We start from the raw sequence: 23637 nt of genomic DNA, 5'->3' as shown, positions 1-23637 counted from the left end.
GACGACCAGAAGCCGGCCAGTTTCTGCTTGAGTAATGCAAGCGGTGGCGTCGGTGGCGGCACCTCTTCCGGATCTTCGGGCAGGCGAAGGCCGATCATGTTTACCCTTCCGCCGCTGATGCTGCGCGCGACCAGAACGATGCTGTCGAGCTCGAGCGCGGCGCCCTCTCTTGGTGCGTGGTCGAGATGGATGTCGAAATAATCGGCGAGCGTGAGGGCGGTTTCGTCGGGATTGATTCTGACGCCGTAGACTTCGGCCAGTTCGCTTAACGTATGCTCACCGGACACCGTGAAATCGCCGAGCAGATGCGGGTCGGGAGCTGAACTCGGCGGCATGTCGACGAAGAAGCGGTCGAGCGCCTCCGCCTTCTCCGGCGGCGCGAGCAGGTAGATGTAATCGCCAGGCCGAACCGGATCGGCCTCCGCGGGCGAGAGAATGTGCTCTTCGCGGATCACCAGCGTCGCCTTGGACCAGGACGGCGTGAGACCGCGCCGGAAAAACAGGCTTTTCGGCCGGACCGGATAGCCGACCAGTTGCTGCTCGAGTTGGCCGGGAAGGTCGAGCTCGACCCGGCGGGGACCGCGGTCAGAACGCGGCAGCGCGACATGGAGCCGCCGCGCGGCAGGCGCCAGCGTCCAGCCCTGCAACAAGAGTGAAATCACCACGATGACGAAAGCAACGTCGAAGTAAAGATAGGCTTTTGAGAGCCCGACCAGCATCGGGATCGATGCAAGAAAGATCGCGACCGCGCCGCGCAAGCCGGTCCAGGCGATGAAGAGTTTCTCGCGCCAATTGAAGCGAAACGGCTGCAGACACAGAAACACCGCGAGCGGACGCGCCACCAGCATCAGGACAAGCGCGATGACAATGGCAGGTCCAATGCTCACCATCAGGCGCTGCGGCGAGGCGAGAAGCCCGAGCAGCACGAACATGATGATCTGCGCCAGCCAGGTCGCGGCATCCAGGAACGTCACCAACGCATTATGCGCGCGCGTCGGCCGGTTGCCGATGATAATGCCGGCGAGATAGACCGCCAGAAACCCCGAAGCGTGGGCGATTTGCGCGGCGCCGAATATCACGAGCGCGGCCGTCAGCACGAAAGGTGCGTGCAAACCCTGCGGCAGGGCCACGCGATTGAGCGCCAGCACCACCAGCCTGCCGCCGGCAATTCCAGCCACCGCGCCCAACACCGCCTCCCGGCCGAGTTCCATCGCGACATGGGCGAAAGAACTGCCGCCGGAGGAAATCAGCTCGACCAGCATCAAGGTGAGAAAGACAGCGAACGGATCGTTGGTGCCGGACTCCGCCTCCAAGGTCGCACCGACGCGCGGCCGCAGCCGCAGGCCCTGCGCATGCACCAGCAGGAATACCGCTGCCGCGTCAGTCGAAGCCACTACCGCGCCGACCAGGAGCGCTTCGGTCCAGCTCAGATCGAGGATAAACCTGGCAACGGGTGCGGTGATCAGCGCTGTCAGCAGCACGCCGGCGGTCGCAAGCACCACGGATGGCGCCAGAACCGCGCTGATGCTTTGCAGACGGGTTCGCAGGCCGCCATCGAACAGGATCAGCGCGAGCGCCACCGATCCGACCAGATAGGTGCTGCGCAAATCGTTGAACTCGAGCTGCCCCGGGCCGGAATCCCCGGCCAGAACGCCGATCAGGAGAAATACCAGCAACAACGGCGCGCCGAAGCGAAGCGCCAGCAGGCTCGACAGGATGCCAGCCATGACAAGCACCGCACCGAGCAGGATGGCTATGCTGACCTGATCGAGAGAAGCCATGAGCGTTACGTAAATCCTTGTGAGCGCATCCTTATCGTCGCCGCGGTTGGACGCCAACCGATTTCTGCCCGGGCTTGCTTTTTCGCTTCATTACGCATCAAACCGCGTCACGGCGATAGCGCCAGTGGAGTGGTTATGTGAGAATCGCCCGAATCACGCCGCGCCTCGCGGCCTTCTGCCCGAGATGAGATTTGACGATGGCTTTGAACGACATCATCGAATACCTGCGAATGGTGGCGCGCTCCGTCGGCGCCGAAATCTCCTCCCCCTTTTTCTATCTCCAATTCGGTCTGATCCTGGTTGCCGCCGCGATGGCGCTGGCCGCCAACGCCGCATTTCGGGCGCGCGTCGATACCACTTCGCTCGCCAAGCGATGGCCGCTTCCGCTGCGGCGACTGGCGTATGTGCTGGTGCAAAGCCTTTCCACCGTCGTATTCGCGGTCCTGGTCATCGCCGCGCGGATCGTGATGTACCATTCCACTTGGCCGAGCCGCAGCTACATGCTGGTTGTGGCGGCCAAGCTCGCGCTGGCCTGGCTGATCATCCGCCTGATGACGTCGATTATCCGCAACGCGTTCCTGGTCAAGCTGGTCTCGATCACGGCCTGGGTGATCGCGGCGCTGAGCGTCATCAACCAGCTCGATCCGATGGCCGAGGCGCTCGATTCGGTTTCGGTCGTTCTGGGCGGGCTGCGCCTGACGCCGCTGCTCGTGATCAAGCTCGGTCTGATCCTGATCGCCGCACTCTGGGTCACCAATATCGCCAGCAATTTTGTCGAAAGCCGCATCAACCAGTCTTCGGACCTGACCCCGTCGGTCCAGGTGCTGCTGGTGAAGATCATCCGCATCGGGTTGATGGTGCTCGCGGTCGCGGTCGCGCTCAGTGCCGTCGGCATCAACCTGTCCGCGCTGGCCGTGTTCTCGGGCGCGGTCGGCGTCGGCATCGGTTTCGGCCTGCAGAAGATCGTCGCCAACTTCATCAGCGGCATCATTCTGCTCGCCGACAAGTCGGTTAAACCCGGCGATCTCGTCACCATCGGTGACAGCTCCGGGCGCATCAGCGCGATGAAGACGCGCTATATTTCGGTGGCCGCCGGCGATGGCCGCGAATTCCTGATTCCGAACGAGGACCTCGTGACGCAGAAGGTCACGAACTGGACCTACACCGACAAGAACACGCTGGTGAAGGTGACATTCGGCACCAACTATGAGTCCGACCCGCGGCGAGTGTGCCAGTTCGCCGTCGAAATCGCGGCGGCGGCCCCCCGCGCCATCAAGTCAAAGCCACCGAACTGCATCCTCACCGATTTTGCCGAGACCGGCATGAAGTTCTCCCTGACCTTCTGGATCGCAGACCCCGACGGCATGGACACCGTCAAGAGCGAGGTGATGCTGATGCTGTGGGACACGTTCAGGCGCGAGGGCATCAAGGTGCCTTACCCGGTGCGCGAGCTCCGGATCCGCGGCGGTGCTCTGCCGGTGGACACGTCGGTGGAAGTCCCGGATTGACACCGCTACCGGGGGTTCCGGAGCTCCGTCCAACTTGCACTGCCGGCGCTAATCACTAAATTAGGCGCATTGGCCAGCCCTCCCCACGAGACACGATCCATCCATGAGCTATGTCGAGGCGTCAGATACCTCCCTGCGCAAAACCGGGCAGATCAAGCTGCATGGCGCGGGTGCCTTTGCCGGCATGCGCAAGGCGGGCGCGCTGGTGGCAAAATGCCTCGACGAACTGACGGACATCGTCAAGGCCGGGATGCCGACCTCGAAAATCGATGATTTCGTCCGCGAATTTGCCTTCAGCCATGGCGCCTTTCCGGCGACGCTGATGTATCGCGGCTATCGCTACTCGACCTGCACGTCGATCAACCATGTGGTGTGCCATGGCATGCCCGGTGACCGCGCCCTCAAGGAAGGCGACATCGTCAACATCGACGTCACCTTCATCGTCGATGGCTGGTACGGCGATTCCAGCCGGATGTATGCGATCCAGCCGATCGCGCGAAAGGCCGAGCGGCTGATCGAGGTGACCTACGAGGCCATGATGCGCGGCATCGCCGCCGTCAAGCCGGGCGCCACCACCGGTGACATCGGCTATGCCATCCAGAGCTACGTCGAGCCGCAAGGCATGAGCGTGGTGCGGGATTTCTGCGGCCATGGACTGGGGCGGCTGTTCCACGACGAGCCGAACATCATTCATGTCGGCCGGCCCGGCGAAGGCGTACCGCTCCGGCCCGGCATGTTCTTCACCATCGAGCCGATGATCAATCTTGGCAAGCCGCACGTGAAGATCCTGTCCGACGGATGGACCGCCGTGACGCGGGATCGCTCGCTTTCCGCCCAATTCGAGCATTCGGTCGGCGTGACCACAACCGGCGTCGAAGTGTTCACGCTGTCGGAACGTCACAAGGAAAAGCCGCCGGCGCAGGCGTGACTTGCTGCGGCGACATAGCCGCTCACCCAGCAATTTTCTCCAAGCCATGACCTCGGTTTGCGGCGAGCCTAGTGCCCGCTCTCCGAAGTTCGTGCTCCATCGCAGCAACCACTTTCACGAACGTCGGAAAGTCATGGGCACTCGTACACCTGTTGATCCGAGTACCGCTTTATCGATCTGAACTCCCTGATTGAATTCGCCGCTTGTGGTGCAGGGATTTCAGATCGGCGGGACTAGCCGCAGAACGAGGCATCTCCTGGAGAACATCATGGCAAAAGCTTCCCTCTCCTTCATCGAAGCGCTGTCCGGCACCGATGGTCCGGCGCCGGATCGTGCCGACAAGATGATGCTTTACGGGAGGTTCGTCGGCGCATGGGACGGAACGGTCACGAGATATGGCGCCAACGGCGAGCGATTCGATTCAAGTGCGGAAGTGCATTTCGGTTGGGCGCTCGAAGGACGCGCCATTCAGGACGTCTGGATCGTGCCCTCGCGTCTTGGCCGCACTCCCGGTGAGCCCGACAGAATGTTCGGCACGACGTTGCGCATCTATGATCCGCAGCACGATTGCTGGGACATCACTTTCGTCGATCCGGTCCGGCAAACACACGACCGGATGATTGGCCGCCAGGCCGGCCCCGACATTATCCAGGAGTACCGCAAGGCTGATGGCGCGATCTGCCAATGGTGCTTCTTCGAGATCACGGCCAATTCCTTTCATTGGGTCAGCCGCGAATCGATCGACGAGCGGCAGACCTGGCGCCTCACCGGCGAGTTTTATCTGAGGCGCAGGACGCAAGCCTGAAGCGCGCGGAGTTGCATTGTGACCGGCCGCAGCCCGGCCATGACCGTACTTCCCGGTTGCAAAACTCGCCCGCCACGGCACATTGGGGCCGATGGGCAGCGAGAGTACCGATCCTGTTGACAAAAAGCCGGCACGCGACGAGCCGCCGCACTATCACGGCCATCGCGAGCGGCTACGCGCGCGTTTCCACGACGCGGGGGCAGATGCGCTGAGCGATTATGAGCTGTTGGAAATGGCGCTGTTTGCGGCATTGCCGCGGCGCGACACCAAGCCGCTTGCCAAGGCGCTCCTGAAAAGATTCGGCTCCTTCGCCGAGGTCGTGCACGCGCCGGAAAACCTGCTGCGCGAAGTCGACGGCATCGGTGAGGCCTCGATTACCCAGCTCAAGTTGCTGGCCGCGGCGGCGGGACGCATCGCCAAAGGCGAGATCAAGCGAAGCCTCGCCCTGTCGTCCTGGAATGACGTCATCGCCTATTGCCGCAGCGACATGGCGTTTGCCGAGAAGGAGCAGTTTCGCATCCTTTTTCTCGACAAGCGCAATCAGCTGATCGCCGACGAGGTGCAGCAGACCGGCACGGTGGATCATACGCCGGTCTATCCGCGCGAGGTGATCAAGCGGGCGCTGGAATTATCCGCAACTGCCGTGATCCTCGTCCACAACCACCCCTCCGGCGATCCCTCGCCCTCGCAGGCGGATATCCAGATGACGAAGGCAATCATCGGCATTGCAAGCCCGCTCGGCATTTCCGTGCACGACCACATCATCGTCGGCAAAAACGGGCACGCCAGCCTGAAAGGGATGCGGCTGAATCTAGCCTGCGCGCCCGCTCGGCTTCGTGCATTTACCATCCGTTAACTCTCCGCTTCGCGTTTTCCGGAATGCGTGAGAGAGTACCTCACTCATCGACTGAGCGGGGATCGATGTGATGCACACAATTGAGCGACTACACGGCGCGGCGCGACGGCTGTTGGATCCGGCGCGCCTGATCGACAAGTTCCTGGATTGGGTCGATGAATTGAGCGACCAGATCGCGATCGACGTTACTCACCCGGATAGCTCAGCGAACGGCGAAGCGGACGGTCTTACTGCCGTACCATGATCAGCGGATCGGCGCTGTCGGGCACGAGGCGCCACTGCGCGTTGTCGTCGGCCTCGAACTGCCAGGTCTCGCCCTTGTCGGACATCAGCAGGATCTGGCCGTGATCGAGCCTCCAGTGCGTCGGCGCGAACGCGGCGACCACCGGATCGCATTTCGGCTTCAGGAACACCTGAAAATCGTTCTGGCCAGCATCGGTATTGGTCAACGTCAGGCCGCAAATGGTCTGACCGTTGCCGCGCACCATCGCCCAGTCGCCGATCATCTGGTCCATCGATTTCGCGAGCGAGCGCGCCGCAACGAGGTTCTGCAGGATAAAGACGCCCTCGCCCTGCCGCACCCCTTCGAAGATGCCGCTTTCGACCTCGGTGAAGTCGACCACCGGCTCGCCGCCCGCATCCTGCAAGCGGACGATATCAAGCCCCTTGACGCTCCAGGCAGCGATATCCTTGGCGAAGGGCAACGCCTTGGCGCAGCCTGGCTCAAGCTCGAGTTTCAGGCCCTGCGGTGTCGCGTCGCCTTGCAACGTCACGACGCAGGTCCTGCTGCGGTCCGCGGTGGCCAGTTCCCACTGGCCGATCATGTCCTTTTTCAGCGCTGCCGCATCCTGCGCGGCGACCGGGTGTCCGCAGACAAGCGGCGCCGCCAGGATGATGGCCGCAGCGCGCCGCATCAGCGCCCCGTCACCGGAGTTTCCGCAATCGGGGTCAGCGGCAGCTTGCCTGCGAACCAGGCTTTCAGGTTGTCGACCACGAGCTGATCCATGGCGTTGCGGGTGACGACGGACGCGGAGCCGATATGCGGGAGCAGCACCACATTCTGCATCGCCTTCAGTTCGTCCGGTACGTCGGGCTCGTTGGCGAACACATCGAGACCCGCGGCCAGAATCGTTCCCGACTTCAATGCCGCGATCATTGCCTCTTCATCGACGACCGAGCCGCGCGCGACATTGATGATGACGCCGCGCGGGCCGAGCGCCTTGAACACATCGGCGTTGATCATTTTCGCCGTCGACGGACCGCCGGGTACGATTACCATCAGCGTGTCAACGGCTTTCGCCATCTCGAGCAGGTCGGGATAGTGCTTGTATTTGAGACCCGCGACCGGATTGCGCGTATGATAGACCACCGGTACCAGCGATGCCTCCAAGCGCCGCGCGATCGCCTGGCCGATCCGGCCCATGCCGACGAACCCGACCGTACGGTCGCGCAGCGAGCCGACGCTCAATGGGTATTGCTGCGTGGTCCAAAGCCCGGAGCGCAGGTAGCGGTCGGCCTTGACGAATTCGCGCAAGGTCGCGATCAAAAGGCCCATCGCGATGTCGGCGACCTCCTCCGTGAGAACGTCCGGCGTATTGGTCACGATAATGTTATGCTCGCGCGCATAGTTTGCCTCGACGTGATCGTAGCCGACGCCGAAGGACGCGACGATTTCGAGCTTCGGGAACATCGCCATCACGCCCCCGTCGCATCGGGCGGTGCTGTAGGTCACCGCGGCGCCTCTGATCTTTGCGGCGACTGCCGGGCTGATGCGCTCGAGATCCGCGCGCGTCTCTGCGGGATGAAGCACGTATTGATCGGAAAACCCTTTGTCGATGATCGGCTTGCTCGGGCCATAGATCAGAAGATCGATCTTCTCCGATGAAATATTTCCGCCCGCCATTTAACTTTCCTTTCCAATCGCACTTTCGTGCCAGCGCCGCAGCAACAGGTGCGAGGTTAGCGCCAGCAGGCCATAAATGACAATTCCGGCAGCCGAGAGCAACAGCAAGGCCGCGAACATTCTGGGAATGTTGAGCCGGTAGCCGGACTCGGCGATCCGATAGGCGAGTCCCGATCCCGCGCCAGCGGAGCCCGCCGCAATTTCCGCCACGACGGCACCAATCAGTGACAGGCCGCCCGCGATGCGAAGCCCGCCAAGCATGAACGGCAGCGCAGCCGGCAGTTTGAGAAGACACAGGGTTTGCAGGCGCGAGGCGCCATAAAGCTGGAACAGGCCGGCGAGATTTCGATCCACCGAGTTCAGACCGAGCGTCGTGTTGGACAACACGGGGAAGAAGGCGACGATGAAGGCGCAGACCACCACGGCGGTGGCTTGCGACAGGTAAATCAACAGCAGCGGCGCGATCGCGATGACAGGGGTGACCTGCAACACCACCGCGTAGGGAAACAGCGAGTATTCCAGCCACCTCGAGAGATTGAACAGCAGCGCCAGGGCGATGCCGCCGATCGCGGCCGCGATAAAACCTTCGAAGGTGGTCAACAGCGTGGTGAGCAGCGATTGCGACAGCACGCCCCAATCACGGACCAGCGTAGCGAAGATGGCCGATGGAGCAGGCAGGACGTAAGGCGGGATGTCGTTGACCCGCACCACCAGCTCCCACATGGCGATGCCGGCCGCGAGCACAAGGATGGGAAGCGCAAGGCGAACGAGGCGCAAGCTGCCACTATCCTGACTCGCGGGGACAGCGGCAGGCGAGGGAGCGGCCTTGGGCGGGCTCACGAGGATCGCTCCGAATAGGCAGGCGCCAGCGTCTCCGACACCTTGCGGCAATAGCCCGCATAGTCGGCGGAGGTGCGAAACGCCTCGCCGCGCGGCTCGGCGGCTTCGATGGCAATTTCAGCGGCAACGCGTCCGGGCCGCGACGTCATCACCATTATCCGCTGCGACAGATAGACTGACTCGAAGACGGAATGAGTGACGAAAATGACGGTCTTTTGCAGGCTACGCCATAACGCCAGAAGATCGTTGTTGAGGCGGAAGCGCGTGATCTCGTCGAGCGCCGCGAACGGCTCGTCCATGAGGAGGATATCGGGATCGGTGACGAGCGCACGGGCAAGCGACACCCGCATCTTCATTCCGCCCGATAATTCGCGGGGGTAGCTGTCAGCAAATTCGCGAAGCCCGACCTGCGCCAACGCCGCGTCGATGCGTTCTCTGGATTCCAAAGGCGGCACATGCGCCAGTTTCAGCGGCAGCCGCACATTCTCGCGCACGGTCGTCCACGGCATCAGCGTCGGCTCCTGAAACACGAAGCCGATCGGATGGCGCCCGTTCTCCGTGCGAGCCGGCCGCGTCACATTGACGGTGCCCGAGGTCGGGCCGCTGAGGCCGGCAATCAGGCGGAGCGCGGTGGACTTGCCGCAGCCGGATGGCCCGAGCAGGGACACGAATTCGCCGCGGCGCACCGCAAGATCGATCGGCCCGAGCGCGACGACGCCGTTGTCATATGCCTTGACGACATCGCGCAGATCGACCGCAAGGCCTGCGGGATCAACGTCTGACCCTCTGGAAGCCGCCGAGTTCGCCATTCGCGGCAGCCTAATTCTTCGGCCGCAGGTCGAGGCCGACGCCCTTGTTGACAAAACGTAGCGTGTAGGACTTGCGATAGTCGATATCGGAGCGGACGACATGGGCCCGCACCATCTTGTCGAAGAAGCTCGCCATCCGCGCATCGTTGATGGCGCCGATACCGTCGTGCAAGGCATCGCCGGAATCGACGATCCCGTATTCCTTCATCTTCGCGACGGAGAATGCGAGCATTTCGTCGGTCATTTCCGGATTGAGCTTCTTGATCATCGCGTTCGCCGCAGTGTTGTTGCCATAAAGGTAATTGTACCAACCGATCATCGAAGCGCTCACAAAGCGCTGTACCAGATCAGGCTTCTTGTCGATGATATCGCGGCGCGTTTCGATCAGGGTCGAATAGGTATTCCAGCCGTAGTCGGCGAGCAGGATGATGCCGGGCTTGAACCCGGCTGCCTTCTCGACTCCATAGGGCTCCGAAGTGACATAGCCCTGCATCGCACTGTGCTTGTCGGCAATAAACGGCTGGGAATTGAAGGTGTAGGGTTTCACGTGGTCTTCGCTAAATCCATATTCCGACTTCAGCCACTGGAAATAGCTCGAAATGCCCTCCTTTGAGACGAACAGCGTCAACGGCTTGAGCTCCTCGAGCTTTGTGATCCTGGACTCCGGATGGGTCAGGAATACCTGCGGATCCTTCTGGAAGATGGCCGCCACCGTGACCACCGGCACGTTGTTGGCAACCGCATCGAACGACATCAGCGTATTGGCGGCCATGAAGAAGTCGATCCTGCCCGCGATCAGGAGCATGCGGTTGTTCTCGTTCGGACCGCCGGGCACGATCGTAACGTCGAGGCCATATTTCTCGTACGTGCCGTCGGCCAAAGCCTGATAGAACCCGCCATGCTCCGCTTCGGGCACCCAGTTGGTGCCAAAAGACACCTTGTCCAGCTTGGTCTGGGCGTATCCCGGCGCTCCCGCTACCACCATGGCCACCAGGAAAGCCGCTAACATCGGCGGCCGGAAGGATAGCTTCATGGTTGGACTCCGTTGGCCGTTTGGCCGCATGATGGGCGCGATCGGATACCCCATACAAACTATCTTTGCGCCATGACTTCAACCCTCCCGCCCCGCGACTGGAATGACCTTGGCCGGCTCGATCCGGCGGGTGACGATCGCGCGCGCTGGATCGCCGTGCTGCCGCTGGCCGCGACCGAGCAGCATGGACCGCATCTCCCACTTGAAACGGACGTCTTGATTGCGCAGGCCTATCTGGCTCGCGTACGCGAACTGCTCGCCGATACAATGCCGGTGACCTTTCTTCCGATCGAGCCGATCGGAATCTCGTCCGAGCATACCGACTTCCCGGGGACGCTGACGCTGTCGCCGCAAACCGCCATCAAGAACTGGATCGGACTCGGCGAGAGCGTCGCGAACGCCGGCCTCAGAAAGCTCGTCATCGTCACCAGCCATGGCGGCAACAGCGCGGCGATGAGCCTGGTGGCGCAGGAGCTGCGCACCCATGCCAGGATGCTGGTGGTGACAACCGCCTGGGGCCGGCTCTCGGCGCCTGAGCAACTGTTTCCCGCTGAGGAAATCGAGCACGGCATTCACGGGGGCGCTGTCGAGACGTCGATCATGCTGGCGCGCCACGGCGAACACGTGCGGCGCGAAGCGATGGCCGATTTTCGTCCCTCAACGATCGCCATGAAGAACGAGTTTCGCTGGCTCTCCGCGCAGCGGCCCGCCCCATTTGCCTGGCAGACCCAGGACCTTCATCCTAGCGGCGCGGTGGGCAACGCGACGCTCGCCTCCGCGGAGAAGGGGGAGGGCCTGATCGATCAGGGCGCGCGCAGCTTCTGCGAATTGCTGACCGAGGTCGACCGGTTCGACCTGGAGCGTTTGTCCAACCGTCCGCAACGCTGAGTTCCGTTCTGGGCCCGCCGGCGGGCGGCACCGGGCGCATCCCTCACGGGGGCCGATTGACATAGAATAGGGGGGTACCCTATGTTCGTCCGACAATGTCCCACACTATCAAAGAGAAAAGGAAGCTGATCGCGCGCGTCGGCCGCATCCGCGGCCAAGTGGAAGCGATCGAGCGGGCGCTGGCGGAAGAGGCTGGATGCGAACGCATCATGCATTTGATCGCGGGGGTCCGCGGCAGCGTTGCCGGATTGATGGCCGAGGTGGTCGAGGACCATATTCGCACCCATCTGGTGGACCCGGAGAGGAATCCAGGCGCCCTCAACTCGGAAGCCGCCGATCAACTCATCGATGTGGTTCACACCTATCTGAAGTGAGACGAACATGACGGAGCAAGGCACAGTCTTACAGGCGCCGCCCCACGACCACGTGTTTTTGGGCCGTGACCACGCGCGCGCAGAGCGGCGGACCTGGGCGGTGATTGTCCTCTGCACGGCCATGATGGTGGCCGAGATCGTCGGCGGAGCGCTCTTCGGGTCGCTGGCCTTGATCGCCGACGGTCTTCACATGTCGACCCATGCCGGCGCGCTGCTGCTCGCCGCGCTCGCCTATACCTTGGCGCGCAGATACGCGTTCGACCCCAATTTCACCTTCGGAACCGGGAAGTTCGGCGACCTCGCCGGATACTCCAGCGCCATCGTCCTGGCGATGATTGCGCTTCTGATCGGCTATGAAGCAGTGCTTCGTTTCCTCAATCCGGTTCCGATCGCCTTCAACGAGGCGATCGTGATCGCGGCGCTCGGTCTTCTGGTCAATATCGCCAGCGCCTGGCTCTTGGCCGGCGGCCATGACCACGGGCACGGCCATGGTCACGGCCACGCGCATCACCACGATCATCCGCACGACCACGACCATGACGACGACCATCACCACGACCACGATCATGACCACGCCCGCGCGCGCCACCACCATGACAACAACATGCGCGCGGCTGTGGTTCACGTCGCGGCCGATGCCGCGGTCTCGGTTCTGGTCATTATCGGCCTGCTCTTGGCCCGCACGTTTGGCTGGCTCTGGATGGATCCGCTCGCCGGACTGATCGGTGCGCTGGTGATCGCAAGCTGGTCGGTTGGGCTGGTGCGCGACACCGGGGCGATCCTGCTCGACCGCGTGCCAGACGCCGGGATGGCCGAGAAGGTCAGGCGCGCCATCGAAAGCGAGGGCGACCGGGTCACCGACCTGCACCTCTGGCGGCTGGGGCCGGGGCATCTCGGCGCGATCGTTTCGATCGCGACATCGGCACAGCGCGGGCCTGCCCATTACCGGCAGCGGCTGGCGCATCTTGCCGACTTGTCGCATGTCACCGTCGAAGTTCAGCACCGCCCGTAAATCGGCGGTTGACAGCAGCAAGCGCCGGGCGTAGGTGCCGCGCGTCACTGTAAAATTAGTGTCAACTAAATCCTCCAATCCTGACAAGCAGGCATATCAACCGGCCATGGGCAGTACCGCCTTCGGCGACGTCAACCCGGCTCTGACCGGGACGGCGGAGCCGGCAACATTCAGAATTGATCGCGCTCGCTTAAGCCGCGTGAGGATTGGCGGTCCGGCCTAAAGGACTGTTCGCTCTCCGGCCAGCCGCGCTGATCGCGGAAATGGAAGTGAGCGATGTCTAAAGTGAACAGCCAGGGGTTCCCGGCGGGAAGGCAGTCCGCATGACGCTGGACGATATCCTGACGCCGAGGCTGGGACAGGCGCTGCGGCCGAACATTTGGGACATCGTCGCGCTCGTGCTCGTCGTCGGGGCGATGGTACTCATTGTCTATGGCGGCGCGCAGACGACACTTCCGCTGTCGGCGCTGGACGCCTCGCCGGTTTCACTCGATCCGGCCCATCTGCCGGTGTACGCGCTGCGCACGACCATGCGCATGCTGCTCGCCATCGTGTGCTCGATCATCTTCACCCTTTGCTACGCCACGCTCGCTGCCAAGAGCCGCCGGGCGGAGATGGTGCTGATCCCGCTGCTCGACATCCTGCAATCGGTGCCGATCCTGGGCTTCCTCACCTTTACGGTCGTATTCTTTCTGAATCTGTTTCCTGGTCAGGTGTTCGGGGCCGAATTGGCCTGCGTGTTTGCGATCTTCACCAGCCAGGCCTGGAACATGACCTTCAGCCTGTACCAGTCGATCCGCAACGTACCAAAGGATCTCGAGGAGGCCTCGCAGAGCTTTCATCTCTCGGGATGGCAGCGTTTCTGGCGCCTCGACGTGCCTTTCGCCATGCCCGGCCTGATCTGGAATACGATGATGTCGATGTCAGGCGGGTGGTTCTTTGTCGTGGCCTCGGAGGCGATCACCGTCGGCAACACCACGGTCACCTTGCCCGGGATCGGCTCCTATGTCGCTCTCGGGATCGAGAAGCAGGACCTGCCGGCGATCGGCTATGCCATACTGACCATGCTGCTCGTGATCATTGCCTATGACCAGTTTCTTTTCCGTCCCGTAGTAGCCTGGGCCGACAAGTTTCGCTTCGAGCAGACGGCGTCCGGCGCCGCACCAAGTTCCTGGATGCTCGATCTGTTCCGCCGCACGCGTGCCTTGCGGGCACTCACTGCGCCCTTCGCGGCTACCAACAGGGCGTTTTCAAACCTCCACGTGAGATTGCCGGAAGGGCTGCGGTTGCCCGTGACCACCCGCTCGCCGTCGCGCCTCGTCGATGCGCTCTGGCTCGCCTTGATCGCGGTCGCGACCGGCTATGCCGGCTGGCTCGCCTACCGGTTCATGTCGAGGACGCTGAACCTGGGGGACCTGTTTGCTGCGGTGGGCGACGGCTTCATCACGCTCGTCCGCGTCCTTGTGCTGATCTCGCTGGCCTCGCTGATCTGGGTACCAATCGGCGTCTGGATCGGCCTGCGGCCGAAATTCGCCGAACGCGTGCAGCCCCTGGCGCAATTCCTGGCCGCTTTTCCGGCTAACCTCGCCTTTCCGGTGTTCGTGGTGATCATTGTGCGCTACGACCTCAATGCCAACATCTGGCTGAGCCCACTGATGATCCTCGGCACCCAGTGGTACATCCTGTTCAATGTGATTGCGGGCGCCAGTGCTTTCCCGAGCGATCTTCGCGAGGCAGCCGGCAGCTTCCACCTGCAGGGATGGCGGTGGTGGACCAAAGTGATCCTGCCCGGAATCTTTCCCTATTACATCACCGGTGCCATCACCGCCTCGGGTGGATCGTGGAACGCTTCCATCGTCGCGGAAGTGGCGAGCTGGGGCAACACTCACCTGATGGCCAGGGGGCTTGGTTCCTATATTGCGCAAGCGACGGCGGCCGGCGATTTTCCACGCGTCGTGCTCGGCATCGTCGTGATGTGCGTCATCGTCACGTTGTCCAACCGGCTGATCTGGAGACCGCTCTACGCCTTCGGAGAACGCCGCCTTCGCCTCGGATAATGCTAGGGAATCCTTATGCTCGACACCTCCAAAGAAGCCAACCTGCTCGATATCCGTGGCGTCTGCCGCTCTTTCCCGAAGGGCAGCGGCGAGGAGATCCTGGTTCTCGAAAAGGTCGACCTGACGATCCGGTCTGGCGAGATCGTCGGCCTGCTCGGCCGCTCCGGTTCCGGCAAGTCCACGCTGTTGCGCATAATCGCAGGTCTCATCGCGCCGACGGCGGGCGATGCCAGATGCCGAGGAGAAACCATCATCGGACCTCCGAACGGCGTCTCGATGGTGTTCCAGTCCTTCGCCCTGTTTCCGTGGCTGACGGTGTTGCAAAACGTCGAACTCGGCCTGGAGGCGCTGGGCATCGAGAACGCCGAGCGCCGCAAGCGCGCATTGGCGGCGATCGACCTGATCGGCCTCGATGGATTTGAATCCGCCTATCCGAAGGAATTGTCAGGCGGAATGCGCCAGCGCGTCGGCTTCGCCCGCGCACTGGTCGTACATCCAGACCTGCTCTTGATGGACGAGCCGTTTTCGGCGCTTGACGTGCTGACGGCCGAAACCCTCCGTACCGATCTGATAGATCTCTGGATCGAAGGCCGCCTGCCGATCAAATCGGTCTTGATGGTGACGCACAACATCGAGGAAGCCGTGCTGATGTGCGACCGCATCCTGGTGTTTTCCTCCAATCCCGGCCGCGTCGCTTCCGAGATCAAGGTGGACCTGCCGCATCCGCGCAATCGGCTCGACCCGGCCTTCCGCCAGCTGGTCGACAGCATCTATGCTCGCATGACGCAGCGCCCCGAACCGAAGGCGCCGACCCTCGAAGGCATTCATGGTACCGGCGTCGGCATGGTTCTCAACCACGTCTCCTCCAACGTGCTGTCGGGCCTGATCGAGACGCTGGCCGCGCCGCCCTATAACGGGCATGCGGACCTGCCGGTTCTCGCGGGCCACTTGCAACTCGAGGCGGACGAAATCTTCCACCTCGGCGAGTCACTGCAGCTTTTACGCTTCGCCCAGTTGAGCGAGGGCGATCTGATGCTGACTGATGCCGGCAAGCGCTTTGCCAACATGGAAACCGACGCGCGCAAACGGCTGTTCGCCGAGCACATGATCAACTACGTGCCGGTGATCGGCCTGGTGCGGCGGGTGCTCGACGAACGGCCTTCGCACACCGCACCCGAGGCGCGCTTCCGCAATGAGCTGGAAGACTACATGAGCGAGCAGGCGGCAGACGAAACCCTCAAGACCATCGTGTCATGGGGACGTTACGCCGAGCTGTTCGCCTATGACGAACAGTCGGAGACCTTTAGCCTCGAAAATCCGCACTAGCGCCCGCTTTCCGAAGTTCTCGTGACACCTCAGCACCCACTTTCACGAACTTCGGAAAGTCATGGGCACTGGCTAATTTACTGATTCGAGTACCGCGTTATCGATCTGAAGTCCCTGATCGAATTCGCCGCTTGTGGTGCAGGGACTTCAGATCGGCGGTACTAGCCACGAGCGTAGTTCCTGCGCACGCGCTGCTTTCGAGAGGACGCCCCGCACCTGTTCAAATCACCGGCGCAAAGCTATCCGGCCGCGCCATCGCCCAGGCCTCGGCGAAGCGCGGATCGCTCGTACCGTCAATTAGCTCGCCCGGACGAAGCGCGGGGTAGAGCTTGGCAAAGGTCAGCACTTCGGTCGTCGAGGTCCGCTGCGAGAAGTGGATCGGCCGAAGGTCCTGCGGATGATCGAGCCCGGCGGCAGCCAGAAGCTCCGCCAGCGCGTGCAGCGTGGCATGGTGATAGTTGAACACCCGCTCAACCTTGTGCGGCACCACCAGCGCGCGGTTGCGCGAGGGATCCTGCGTCGTCACCCCGGTCGGGCAGCGATCGGTATGGCAGCTCAGCGACTGGATGCAGCCGAGTGCGAACATGAAGCCTCGTGCCGAATTGCACCAGTCGGCGCCGATCGCCATGGCGCGGGCCATGTCGAAGGCGGTCGCGATCTTGCCGGACGCACCGATGCGGATGCGGTTTCGCGCATTGATGCCGACGAGCGCATTGTGGACGAAATTGACGCCCTCGCGCATCGGCATGCCCAAGTGATCCATGAACTCGAGCGGCGCCGCGCCGGTACCGCCTTCGTTGCCGTCGACTACGATGAAATCGGGATAGATGCCGGTCTCCAGCATCGCCTTGCAGATTGCCAGGAACTCCCAGGGGTGACCAATGCACAATTTGAAGCCCGCCGGCTTGCCGCCGGACAGGCGTCGCATTTCGCCGATAAAGGCCATCATCTGAAGCGGTGTCGAAAATGCCCGGTGCGTCGCCGGCGAGATGCAGTCCTCGTTCATCGCAACGCCGCGGATACGTGAAATCTCCTGCGAGACTTTGGCTGCCGGCAACACGCCGCCGTGGCCCGGCTTGGCGCCCTGGCTCATCTTGAGCTCGACCATCTTGATCTGCGGGTCGACGGCAATGCGCGCAAACTCATCTGCATTGAAGGAGCCGTCGAGGTTACGGCAGCCGAAATAGCCGGAGCCGATTTCCCAGATCAGGTCGCCGCCGTTTTCGCGGTGATAGGGGCTGACACCTCCCTCGCCCGTATCATGCGCAAAGCCGCCCTTCTTCGCGCCCGCATTAAGCGCGCGCACCGCGTTTGGGCTGAGCGCGCCGAAACTCATCGCCGAAATGTTGAATACCGAAGCTGAATACGGCTTCGTGCAATCCGGGCCGCCGATGGTGATGCGGAATTTCTGGTCGGCATGAACCTTCGGTGCCACCGAGTGATGAATCCATTCATAGCCTTCGCGATAGACGTCCTCCTGGGTGCCGAACGGCCGCTTGTCGAGCACCATTTTCGCGCGCTGATAGACCACGGCGCGGGTATCGCGCGAGAACGGCATGCCGTCCTTTTCGCTCTCGAAAAAGTATTGCCGCATCTCGGGGCGGATCTCCTCAAGCAGAAAACGCAAATGGGCCGATATCGGATAGTTGCGCAGCACGGCATGGCTCTTCTGCATCAGATCGCGAATGCCAAGCAGCGTAAGCGCGCCAAAGATCAACAGCGGGATCAGCACCAGATCGAATGCCTTGTGATCGGCGAGACCGATGCCGAGCAGCAGCGCTGTCACCACCGCGCATATCGTCAATACGATAAAACGTGGCGAGAACGGCAGCATCAGCGTTTCCATGGGGTCCCCTCGGTGATGAGTCAGGCGCCTTTCGCATTTGCAGCCTGACGCGCCTGCGCGAATTGGCCAATCACATTACCGGCGGCAACGATCACGGATGTGACAATTGGGCTGCCGGTGATTTGCCTTTGGGCCAAGCTACCCAATCAGCCGAAGAATAATCAATCCGGCTGGCGGCCGGGCCCGATCGGTCCCGGCGCTTTTCGCACCGCAACGTAGCGGCTTTTCGCACAATCGTCGGATCAACAGCGCTCGGTAGTTATGCGCTTGTGGTGCACCGGGGATATGCTCTGGGCATCATGATACGCCGGCCTTGGCGCTTTGCAGAAGACAAAGGACATCGAGAGATGAAGATTCCGCAGCTGCCCTTCACGGTGACCGACTGGAGCGAGGTTGCGACCACCATTCACCCCGGTGAAACCGGTCAGGCGCTCTGGCGTACTCTCAACATCGGCGACATCCGTATCCGCATGGTCGAGTACACCCCTGGATATCTCGCCGACCACTGGTGTGATCGGGGTCACGTGCTCTACGTGCTGGAAGGCGAGCTGAACACCGAATTGAGCGACGGCCGCAGTTTTAGGCTGCGGCCCGGAATGAGCTATCAGGTTTCAGATTTCGGCGATGCGCCGCACCGCTCATCGACCGAAACGGGAGCGAAGCTCTTCATCGTCGACTGAGAAGGCCCAACGGTATCGGGAGCTCAGCGCTCGACAAACGCCTTCTCGATCACAAAGTGACCAGGCTCGCTGTGGTTTCCTTCCGCGAAGCCGCGGGCATCGAACATCTGACGCAGCTCTTCCAGCATCGCCGGACTGCCGCACATCATGATGCGGTCGTCCTCGATATTCAGTGGCTCCTGGCCGATGTCGTTGAACAGCTGCTTGGAGGTGATCAGGTCGGTGATGCGACCGCGGTTGCGGAACGGCTCGCGGGTGACCGTCGGATAGTAGGTAAGCTTCTCGGCGAGCAACGGTCCGAACAACTCGTCATCCCTCAGCTTCGCCACCAGCTGCTCGCCATAAGCGAGCTCCGAGACATGCCGGCAGCCATGCACAAGTACGATCTGCTCGAACCGGTCATAGACATCGGGATCCTTGATCAGGCTGGCAAACGGGGCGAGTCCCGTGCCAGTCGAGAGCAACAGCAGGCGCTTTCCGGGAAACAGATTGTCAGCGATCAGGGTGCCGGTGGCTTTGCGCCCGACCAGGATGGTGTCGCCTTCCTTGATCTTTTGCAGACGCGAGGTCAGCGGACCGTCGGCGACCTTGATCGAAAAGAATTCGAGCTCTTCCTCGTGGTTGGCGCTCGCCATCGAATAAGCGCGCATTAACGGACGCCCGTCGACCTCGAGTCCGATCATCGCGAACTGGCCGTTCTGAAACCGGAAGCCGGTGTTGCGGGTAGCACGGAAGCTGAACAATGAATCGGTCCAGTGCCGCACAGAAAGAACCTTCTCTCGATGAAACGCGCTCATCTGATTTTCCGCTTCCGTCTTGCAAAAAGAGCCAGCCGGGACTTCCCGTTCGAATCGGCAGAAGCCTCTGTGGCGATTGAGGAATTGCCGCTCTTCAACTAACCGATTTTACCGGAGTGTCAACATGCTGCACTGCAAGATATCCGTTCGAAAATTGCAGGTCTGGCTCGTTTGACAGGCCATCTGCCAAAACCTTCTCCCGGGCCGCTGGACTGAGCAATTAACTTGCCTGATGGCCCTCCAATTCAGCCGATTAATGCCGCCTTTGGGCGGGAAAATTGGTTAGAGATGTTCTTCAAAATTCGAAAACGACGGGTCGCGCCGGTATCGCATGGCGAATTTGCAGGAATTTCGCGAAGGGAAGCCCGCCTTCTATCCGGACCAGGCTGTGTATGCCGCCTTTGCCTGCGCCGCGTTGGGGCTTGGGTTCGAAGACGTCGACGGCGGCACCGGCCTCATCTTTCGCGTCACCTCGGAAGTCAAAGCGGTGTATTTCGGCGCCGGCCGGTGCTCATGGTATCCGCAAAACAATGCGACATCAGCGACGCTCGCTTCCGACAAATATTTTGCCAATCGAATCCTTCACAAGGCCGATATCCCGAACCTTGGCGGCAGCTATTTCTTTTTGACCGCAAGACACCGCGCGCTCCGTCCCGCCGGCCACGAGCGCGACGATGCCTTCCACTATTTCAGGAAGCTGAACGGGCGCGCCTTCCTCAAGCCGCTCACGGGATCGCGCGGCGATTTCGCCCAAGCCATCACAGATGAGGTCTCGCTTGGACGGTATCTCGACGAGGTCGCGCCGCATTACGACGCGGTGGTGATGCAGCCGGTCGTCAGCGGCCACGAATACCGGATCTTCATGCTCGACGACGAAGTGGTTTATTCCGCGCGAAAATCTCCGCCTGTTGTCGAGGGCGACGGCACGCGCCGCCTGCGCGATCTCCTTGGCTCGCACAATTCCGCGCTGAAGGGCCGCGGTCTTTCGGGGATCGATCCAGGGGCGATCCCGCAAGCCGCGCTCGATCGGGTCTTGCCCGCCGGCGAACGCTTCGAAATTCCGGGCCGGACGAATCTCAGCGCAGGCGGCCACATGGCGTTTGCCTCGCCCCCTTTGGCCGCGATCGCCATGGCTCGCGACGCCGTTCGCGCACTTGGACTGCGCGCTGCCGCCGTCGACCTGTTCACCGACATCGATGGAAAACCGCACCAGATCGCCGTTATCGAGGTCAACTCCAATCCTTCGATCCGGCTGCTGCAGGACTTGCAACGGCCCGACCTGATCCTGAAAATCTGGCGCCACGCGTTTTGCGCGGTTGGATTATTAGATGTTTGATCTGCCGAAATTTGGCGACGGCATTTGTCTCGCGCGAATGGCTGAACTGCTCGAGCGGCTTTGCATCGATCGGGCGAGATTGCAGGAACGATCGCTCGCGATCACGGGATCCAACGGCAAGGGATCGACGGCGGCCTTTTGCGCCGCGATCGGACACGCTTTCGGCCTGCGCACCGGCCTGTTCACCTCCCCGCATCTGTTTCACGTCAACGAACGATTTCAGATCGACGGCGTACCGATTTCCGATCACGAGCTCGACGGGTTGTCTGACCGGATCGCAACCGCGATCACAGCTGTTTCAGACAAGCGCGGCGAACGGTTCGGCGCGTTCGAGGCCATGTTCGCGCTGGCCTGTCTGTATTTCGAAGAACGCGACTGCGAATTCGTGGTGTTCGAGGCCGGCATCGGCGGCCGCTACGATCCGGTTCGCCTCGTGGGAAGCTACATCACGACGGTCACGTCGGTTGACTACGAGCACGTCGTGTTGCTGGGAAATTCATTGGAACTGATCGTGTCCGACAAAAGTGACGCCTGCGCAGCCGGCGGCACGATCATCTATGGCGAGAATTGCCGCGCCTTGCGTCCCCACCTCATGGAATACAATCGCAACCGGAAAGTCGAAAGCCTGTTCGTCCGCGACGAAATCAGGATCGGCGGCGAATCCGCCGCGACGGACAGGCAACGCTTCGATTTCGCTTTTGGCGCTCATGATTTCCGCGCGATGGAGGTCGCGCTGGCCGGCAGCTTCCAACTCAACAATGCCGCGATTGCAGCCGCACTGTTCCTTCGCTGGACCGAGCGCGCGCGGCCCGGCGAGCCAGCCGTCGGCATCGAGAGCGCGGTTCGGAACGGCCTGCGTGAGGCGCGCTGGCCGGGCCGGCTGGAGGTCATCTCACAAGACCCCTTCACTGTCATCGACGTCGGCCATACGCCGGACGGAATCCGTCAGGCGCTCGCCTCTCTCCAGCAGATCTACGGCAAGCAAAACTGGATTCTCGTCGCAGGCGTGTCGTTCGACAAGAACACCGCGGAAGTCGGCGCTGCGCTTGCCATGGAATTCGACACCATCATCTGCACTGCCGCCCACCACAAAGGCGGCGACCCTGCCGCACTGGCCGCGACCATGCACCGGATCAATCCGCACGCGCATGTCGAAATCGCCGCCACGATCGAGCAGGCATTCAGCGCGAGCAAGGCGCTGGCTCAATCGCGGCATAGTCGAATCTATGTCGCCGGCGGCCTGTTCACGGCGATCGAATTTGCGGCTCTTGTGCGGGGGCTCGAAGCGACGACATTGCCGTTCCTCTGAGACCAAGCGCTGCCGCTAACGATTCATTAACCATAACCGGCCGATGGTGCTGCACTCTCGGAGCACCGCATGAGCAGCATATTACCCGTTCCGACTCCAGCGCCTGCCGTGATCAGCAGGCCGACGAATCGCAATCAGGCCGAACCGCCGACATCCTCCACGTTCGGCAATCTTCTCCGCCAGACCGAGGTCGCGGTCGGGTTGCGATCGAAGACCGGCTTCTCGGCGGGGGCCACCTACGAGGCAACGACGGTGGCAGGTCAGACCAAGGCAACCTTCAACAATGCGATCAACGCGACGAAGTCTTTTTTCAACATCAAGTAGGGTCCGATCGAGGCAAGCGCAGCGACCGCGAATGCAGGCGACGCGGGATGACAAACATTCCGCTTCGAGGCTGCGGCGCTCCGTGGCAAATTCGCTGCACTAATCGTTGACGCCCTCGGAATCGTCCAACGCCTTGAAAGCGTCACTAGCTGGGGCGAGATGGCGACGTTCATTCGTTTGCCCGTGGGCAGACGAGATCACCGGGAGAGAGCGCCATGAGCGACAACATCAATCGCCAGATACTGCTGGTGGAAAAGCCAGCCGGGAAACTCGGCAGCGAGCACTTCAAGATGAGGCATGGAACCATCCCGGAGCCGCGCGATGGCGAGGCCTTGCTGCGGGTGCGCTACATCTCGCTCGATGCGGCCAACCGCGCATGGATGCACGGGGCGACCTATCGCGCGGCGGTCGAGGCCAACACTGTGATGGCTGGCGGCGGCATCGCCGAAGTCATCGCATCGAAAGCGCCAGAGCTCGCCAGAGGCGACATTGTGTTCGGGGACACCGGATGGCAGGACTATGCGGCGGTGCCCGCAAAGCATCTCACCAAAATGCCGAAGATCGAGCCGATGACTTACCTGCTCAGCGTCTACGGCATTGCCGGTCTCACCGCCTATTTCGGACTTCTTGATGTCGGCAAGCCCAAGGTCGGCGAGACCGTTGTCGTCTCGGCTGCCGCGGGCTCGGTCGGGTCGATCGTAGGCCAGATCGCCAGGATCACGGGCTGCCGGGTCGTCGGGATTGCCGGCGGCAAGAACAAGTGCGACTGGCTGACCTCTGAACTCGGCTTCGATGCCGCGGTCGACTACAAGGATGGCGCGGTGTTCAAGGCGCTGAAGGCGGCGGCGCCCAATGGCATCGACGTATATTTCGACAACGTTGGCGGTGAAGTTCTCGAAGCATGCCTGGGGCAAATGAACCTTCGCGGCCGAATAGTCTGTTGCGGCGCAATCTCGCAATATGATGGCATACCCTCCGGCAGTGGACCACGCGGCGTGCCGGGCCTGATCGTCGTCAAGCGCCTCATTATGCAGGGCTTCATCGTAACCGACTACATGGAGCGGCGGCACGAGGCGCTACGCGACCTGCAATCCTGGGTCACTTCGGGCGCGCTCAAGGTGCAGGAGGATGTGATCGCAGGACTCGAGAACACGCCGAGGGCGCTGATCGGCTTGCTTGCCGGCGAGAACCGCGGCAAGAGAATGATCAGCGTGTAAGGGACTAA

23 protein-coding genes are annotated in these 23637 nt (G+C 61.9%); 15 read left to right on the top strand and 8 right to left on the bottom strand.

Annotated features, from left to right (window positions below):
• Positions 1-1781: potassium/proton antiporter (locus NEZ08_RS00245; RefSeq protein WP_298101705.1), on the bottom strand; the 1781-nt coding region annotated here is incomplete at its 3' end.
• Positions 1782-1972: 191 nt separating this feature from the next.
• Between NEZ08_RS00245 and NEZ08_RS00240 the strand changes: the two genes are divergently transcribed.
• From NEZ08_RS00240 to NEZ08_RS00220, 5 genes are all read left to right on the top strand, one after another.
• Complete coding sequence (locus NEZ08_RS00240) at positions 1973-3289, top strand: mechanosensitive ion channel domain-containing protein (protein WP_298101702.1); 1317 nt, start codon at positions 1973-1975, stop codon at positions 3287-3289.
• Positions 3290-3392: 103 nt separating this feature from the next.
• Positions 3393-4217 (top strand): type I methionyl aminopeptidase, encoded by an 825-nt coding sequence (map, locus tag NEZ08_RS00235; protein WP_298101697.1) that lies wholly within the window; start codon positions 3393-3395, stop codon positions 4215-4217.
• 268 nt (positions 4218-4485) lie between these two features.
• Positions 4486-5022 carry a hypothetical protein gene (locus tag NEZ08_RS00230; protein WP_298101694.1) on the top strand — a complete coding sequence of 179 codons (537 nt, stop codon included), beginning with the start codon at positions 4486-4488 and terminating at the stop codon, positions 5020-5022.
• A gap of 91 nt (positions 5023-5113) precedes the next feature.
• The gene (gene radC, locus NEZ08_RS00225; RefSeq protein ID WP_298101691.1) at positions 5114-5878 is read left to right on the top strand and encodes a DNA repair protein RadC; all 765 of its coding nucleotides are present in this window, start codon (positions 5114-5116) and stop codon (positions 5876-5878) included.
• A 70-nt stretch (positions 5879-5948) separates the two neighbouring features.
• Positions 5949-6122, top strand: coding sequence for a hypothetical protein (locus NEZ08_RS00220; protein ID WP_298101688.1), 174 nt, complete (start codon positions 5949-5951; stop codon positions 6120-6122).
• Here NEZ08_RS00220 and NEZ08_RS00215 read toward each other — a convergent pair.
• The 5 genes from NEZ08_RS00215 to NEZ08_RS00195 are packed head-to-tail and all read right to left on the bottom strand — an operon-like array spanning position 6106 to position 10439.
• Positions 6106-6792 (bottom strand): AprI/Inh family metalloprotease inhibitor, encoded by a 687-nt coding sequence (locus NEZ08_RS00215; protein ID WP_298101685.1) that lies wholly within the window; start codon positions 6790-6792, stop codon positions 6106-6108. The two genes, NEZ08_RS00220 and NEZ08_RS00215, sit on opposite strands and share 17 nt — an antisense overlap.
• Entirely contained in the window at positions 6792-7781 is a 990-nt protein-coding gene (locus NEZ08_RS00210) for a 2-hydroxyacid dehydrogenase (protein ID WP_298101682.1), read from the bottom strand. Before NEZ08_RS00210 ends, NEZ08_RS00215 begins: the two co-directional genes overlap by 1 nt.
• Positions 7782-8558 carry an ABC transporter permease gene (locus tag NEZ08_RS00205; RefSeq protein ID WP_298101678.1) on the bottom strand — a complete coding sequence of 259 codons (777 nt, stop codon included), beginning with the start codon at positions 8556-8558 and terminating at the stop codon, positions 7782-7784. It lies immediately after the preceding gene.
• Between the two features lie 59 nt (positions 8559-8617).
• Positions 8618-9430 (bottom strand): ABC transporter ATP-binding protein, encoded by an 813-nt coding sequence (locus NEZ08_RS00200; RefSeq protein ID WP_298101675.1) that lies wholly within the window; start codon positions 9428-9430, stop codon positions 8618-8620.
• A 10-nt stretch (positions 9431-9440) separates the two neighbouring features.
• Positions 9441-10439 carry an ABC transporter substrate-binding protein gene (locus tag NEZ08_RS00195; protein WP_298101714.1) on the bottom strand — a complete coding sequence of 333 codons (999 nt, stop codon included), beginning with the start codon at positions 10437-10439 and terminating at the stop codon, positions 9441-9443.
• A gap of 96 nt (positions 10440-10535) precedes the next feature.
• Between NEZ08_RS00195 and NEZ08_RS00190 the strand changes: the two genes are divergently transcribed.
• The 5 genes from NEZ08_RS00190 to NEZ08_RS00170 all read left to right on the top strand — a co-directional run bounded on the left by NEZ08_RS00190 (position 10536) and on the right by NEZ08_RS00170 (position 16120).
• Positions 10536-11351 carry a creatininase family protein gene (locus tag NEZ08_RS00190; RefSeq protein ID WP_298101672.1) on the top strand — a complete coding sequence of 272 codons (816 nt, stop codon included), beginning with the start codon at positions 10536-10538 and terminating at the stop codon, positions 11349-11351.
• 95 nt (positions 11352-11446) lie between these two features.
• Positions 11447-11725, top strand: a complete 279-nt coding sequence (locus NEZ08_RS00185) for a metal/formaldehyde-sensitive transcriptional repressor (protein WP_298101669.1) — start codon at positions 11447-11449, stop codon at positions 11723-11725.
• A 7-nt stretch (positions 11726-11732) separates the two neighbouring features.
• Positions 11733-12737, top strand: a complete 1005-nt coding sequence (dmeF, locus tag NEZ08_RS00180) for a CDF family Co(II)/Ni(II) efflux transporter DmeF (RefSeq protein WP_298101667.1) — start codon at positions 11733-11735, stop codon at positions 12735-12737.
• Positions 12738-13060: 323 nt separating this feature from the next.
• The gene (locus tag NEZ08_RS00175; RefSeq protein WP_298101664.1) at positions 13061-14794 is read left to right on the top strand and encodes an ABC transporter permease subunit; all 1734 of its coding nucleotides are present in this window, start codon (positions 13061-13063) and stop codon (positions 14792-14794) included.
• A 15-nt stretch (positions 14795-14809) separates the two neighbouring features.
• On the top strand, positions 14810-16120 hold the full coding sequence (locus NEZ08_RS00170) for an AAA-associated domain-containing protein (protein ID WP_298101662.1): 1311 nt from the start codon (positions 14810-14812) through the stop codon (positions 16118-16120).
• 220 nt (positions 16121-16340) lie between these two features.
• Here NEZ08_RS00170 and NEZ08_RS00165 read toward each other — a convergent pair whose 3' ends face one another.
• On the bottom strand, positions 16341-17966 hold the full coding sequence (locus NEZ08_RS00165) for an FMN-binding glutamate synthase family protein (RefSeq protein ID WP_298101659.1): 1626 nt from the start codon (positions 17964-17966) through the stop codon (positions 16341-16343).
• 347 nt (positions 17967-18313) lie between these two features.
• Between NEZ08_RS00165 and NEZ08_RS00160 the strand changes: the two genes are divergently transcribed.
• The gene (locus NEZ08_RS00160) at positions 18314-18646 is read left to right on the top strand and encodes a DHCW motif cupin fold protein (protein WP_298101656.1); all 333 of its coding nucleotides are present in this window, start codon (positions 18314-18316) and stop codon (positions 18644-18646) included.
• A gap of 23 nt (positions 18647-18669) precedes the next feature.
• Here NEZ08_RS00160 and NEZ08_RS00155 read toward each other — a convergent pair whose 3' ends face one another.
• The gene (locus tag NEZ08_RS00155) at positions 18670-19443 is read right to left on the bottom strand and encodes a ferredoxin--NADP reductase (protein WP_298101654.1); all 774 of its coding nucleotides are present in this window, start codon (positions 19441-19443) and stop codon (positions 18670-18672) included.
• A 331-nt stretch (positions 19444-19774) separates the two neighbouring features.
• On the opposite strand from NEZ08_RS00155, the gene NEZ08_RS00150 reads away from it, so the two are divergent.
• The 4 genes from NEZ08_RS00150 (at position 19775) to NEZ08_RS00135 (ending at position 23629) form a co-directional block, all read left to right on the top strand.
• Positions 19775-20779: a hypothetical protein gene (locus NEZ08_RS00150; RefSeq protein ID WP_298101652.1), complete on the top strand. Its 1005-nt coding sequence runs from the start codon at positions 19775-19777 to the stop codon at positions 20777-20779.
• Positions 20772-22088, top strand: a complete 1317-nt coding sequence (locus tag NEZ08_RS00145) for a cyanophycin synthetase (RefSeq protein WP_298101650.1) — start codon at positions 20772-20774, stop codon at positions 22086-22088. Before NEZ08_RS00150 ends, NEZ08_RS00145 begins: the two co-directional genes overlap by 8 nt.
• Before the next feature lie 69 nt (positions 22089-22157).
• Positions 22158-22412, top strand: a complete 255-nt coding sequence (locus NEZ08_RS00140; protein ID WP_298101648.1) for a hypothetical protein — start codon at positions 22158-22160, stop codon at positions 22410-22412.
• A 215-nt stretch (positions 22413-22627) separates the two neighbouring features.
• A complete protein-coding gene (locus NEZ08_RS00135; protein ID WP_298101645.1) occupies positions 22628-23629 on the top strand; it encodes an NADP-dependent oxidoreductase in 1002 nt (333 codons plus the stop codon).
• Positions 23630-23637: the final 8 nt, after the last annotated feature.

The sequence above is a fragment of the Bradyrhizobium sp. genome, from assembly GCF_027451485.1.
GTDB lineage: Bacteria > Pseudomonadota > Alphaproteobacteria > Rhizobiales > Xanthobacteraceae > Bradyrhizobium.
The sequence above is the reverse complement of the archived record's forward strand: the minus strand, read 5'-3'. Positions and strand labels throughout refer to the sequence as shown.

Excerpts from the sequence above, each read along its gene's own strand:
- NEZ08_RS00165 (WP_298101659.1), bottom strand. The coding sequence starts at position 17,966 with ATGGAAACGCTGATGCTGCCGTTCTCGCCACGTTTTATCGTATTGACG.
- map (WP_298101697.1), top strand. The coding sequence starts at position 3,393 with ATGAGCTATGTCGAGGCGTCAGATACCTCCCTGCGCAAAACCGGGCAG.
- NEZ08_RS00160 (WP_298101656.1), top strand. The coding sequence starts at position 18,314 with ATGAAGATTCCGCAGCTGCCCTTCACGGTGACCGACTGGAGCGAGGTT.
- NEZ08_RS00170 (WP_298101662.1), top strand. The coding sequence starts at position 14,810 with ATGCTCGACACCTCCAAAGAAGCCAACCTGCTCGATATCCGTGGCGTC.
- NEZ08_RS00190 (WP_298101672.1), top strand. The coding sequence starts at position 10,536 with ATGACTTCAACCCTCCCGCCCCGCGACTGGAATGACCTTGGCCGGCTC.
- NEZ08_RS00215 (WP_298101685.1), bottom strand. The coding sequence starts at position 6,792 with ATGCGGCGCGCTGCGGCCATCATCCTGGCGGCGCCGCTTGTCTGCGGA.
- NEZ08_RS00230 (WP_298101694.1), top strand. The coding sequence starts at position 4,486 with ATGGCAAAAGCTTCCCTCTCCTTCATCGAAGCGCTGTCCGGCACCGAT.
- NEZ08_RS00200 (WP_298101675.1), bottom strand. The coding sequence starts at position 9,430 with ATGGCGAACTCGGCGGCTTCCAGAGGGTCAGACGTTGATCCCGCAGGC.
- radC (WP_298101691.1), top strand. The coding sequence starts at position 5,114 with ATGGGCAGCGAGAGTACCGATCCTGTTGACAAAAAGCCGGCACGCGAC.
- NEZ08_RS00135 (WP_298101645.1), top strand. The coding sequence starts at position 22,628 with ATGAGCGACAACATCAATCGCCAGATACTGCTGGTGGAAAAGCCAGCC.
- NEZ08_RS00145 (WP_298101650.1), top strand. The coding sequence starts at position 20,772 with ATGTTTGATCTGCCGAAATTTGGCGACGGCATTTGTCTCGCGCGAATG.
- NEZ08_RS00210 (WP_298101682.1), bottom strand. The coding sequence starts at position 7,781 with ATGGCGGGCGGAAATATTTCATCGGAGAAGATCGATCTTCTGATCTAT.
- NEZ08_RS00140 (WP_298101648.1), top strand. The coding sequence starts at position 22,158 with ATGAGCAGCATATTACCCGTTCCGACTCCAGCGCCTGCCGTGATCAGC.
- NEZ08_RS00175 (WP_298101664.1), top strand. The coding sequence starts at position 13,061 with ATGACGCTGGACGATATCCTGACGCCGAGGCTGGGACAGGCGCTGCGG.
- NEZ08_RS00220 (WP_298101688.1), top strand. The coding sequence starts at position 5,949 with ATGCACACAATTGAGCGACTACACGGCGCGGCGCGACGGCTGTTGGAT.
- NEZ08_RS00155 (WP_298101654.1), bottom strand. The coding sequence starts at position 19,443 with ATGAGCGCGTTTCATCGAGAGAAGGTTCTTTCTGTGCGGCACTGGACC.
- NEZ08_RS00150 (WP_298101652.1), top strand. The coding sequence starts at position 19,775 with ATGGCGAATTTGCAGGAATTTCGCGAAGGGAAGCCCGCCTTCTATCCG.
- NEZ08_RS00195 (WP_298101714.1), bottom strand. The coding sequence starts at position 10,439 with ATGTTAGCGGCTTTCCTGGTGGCCATGGTGGTAGCGGGAGCGCCGGGA.
- NEZ08_RS00185 (WP_298101669.1), top strand. The coding sequence starts at position 11,447 with ATGTCCCACACTATCAAAGAGAAAAGGAAGCTGATCGCGCGCGTCGGC.
- dmeF (WP_298101667.1), top strand. The coding sequence starts at position 11,733 with ATGACGGAGCAAGGCACAGTCTTACAGGCGCCGCCCCACGACCACGTG.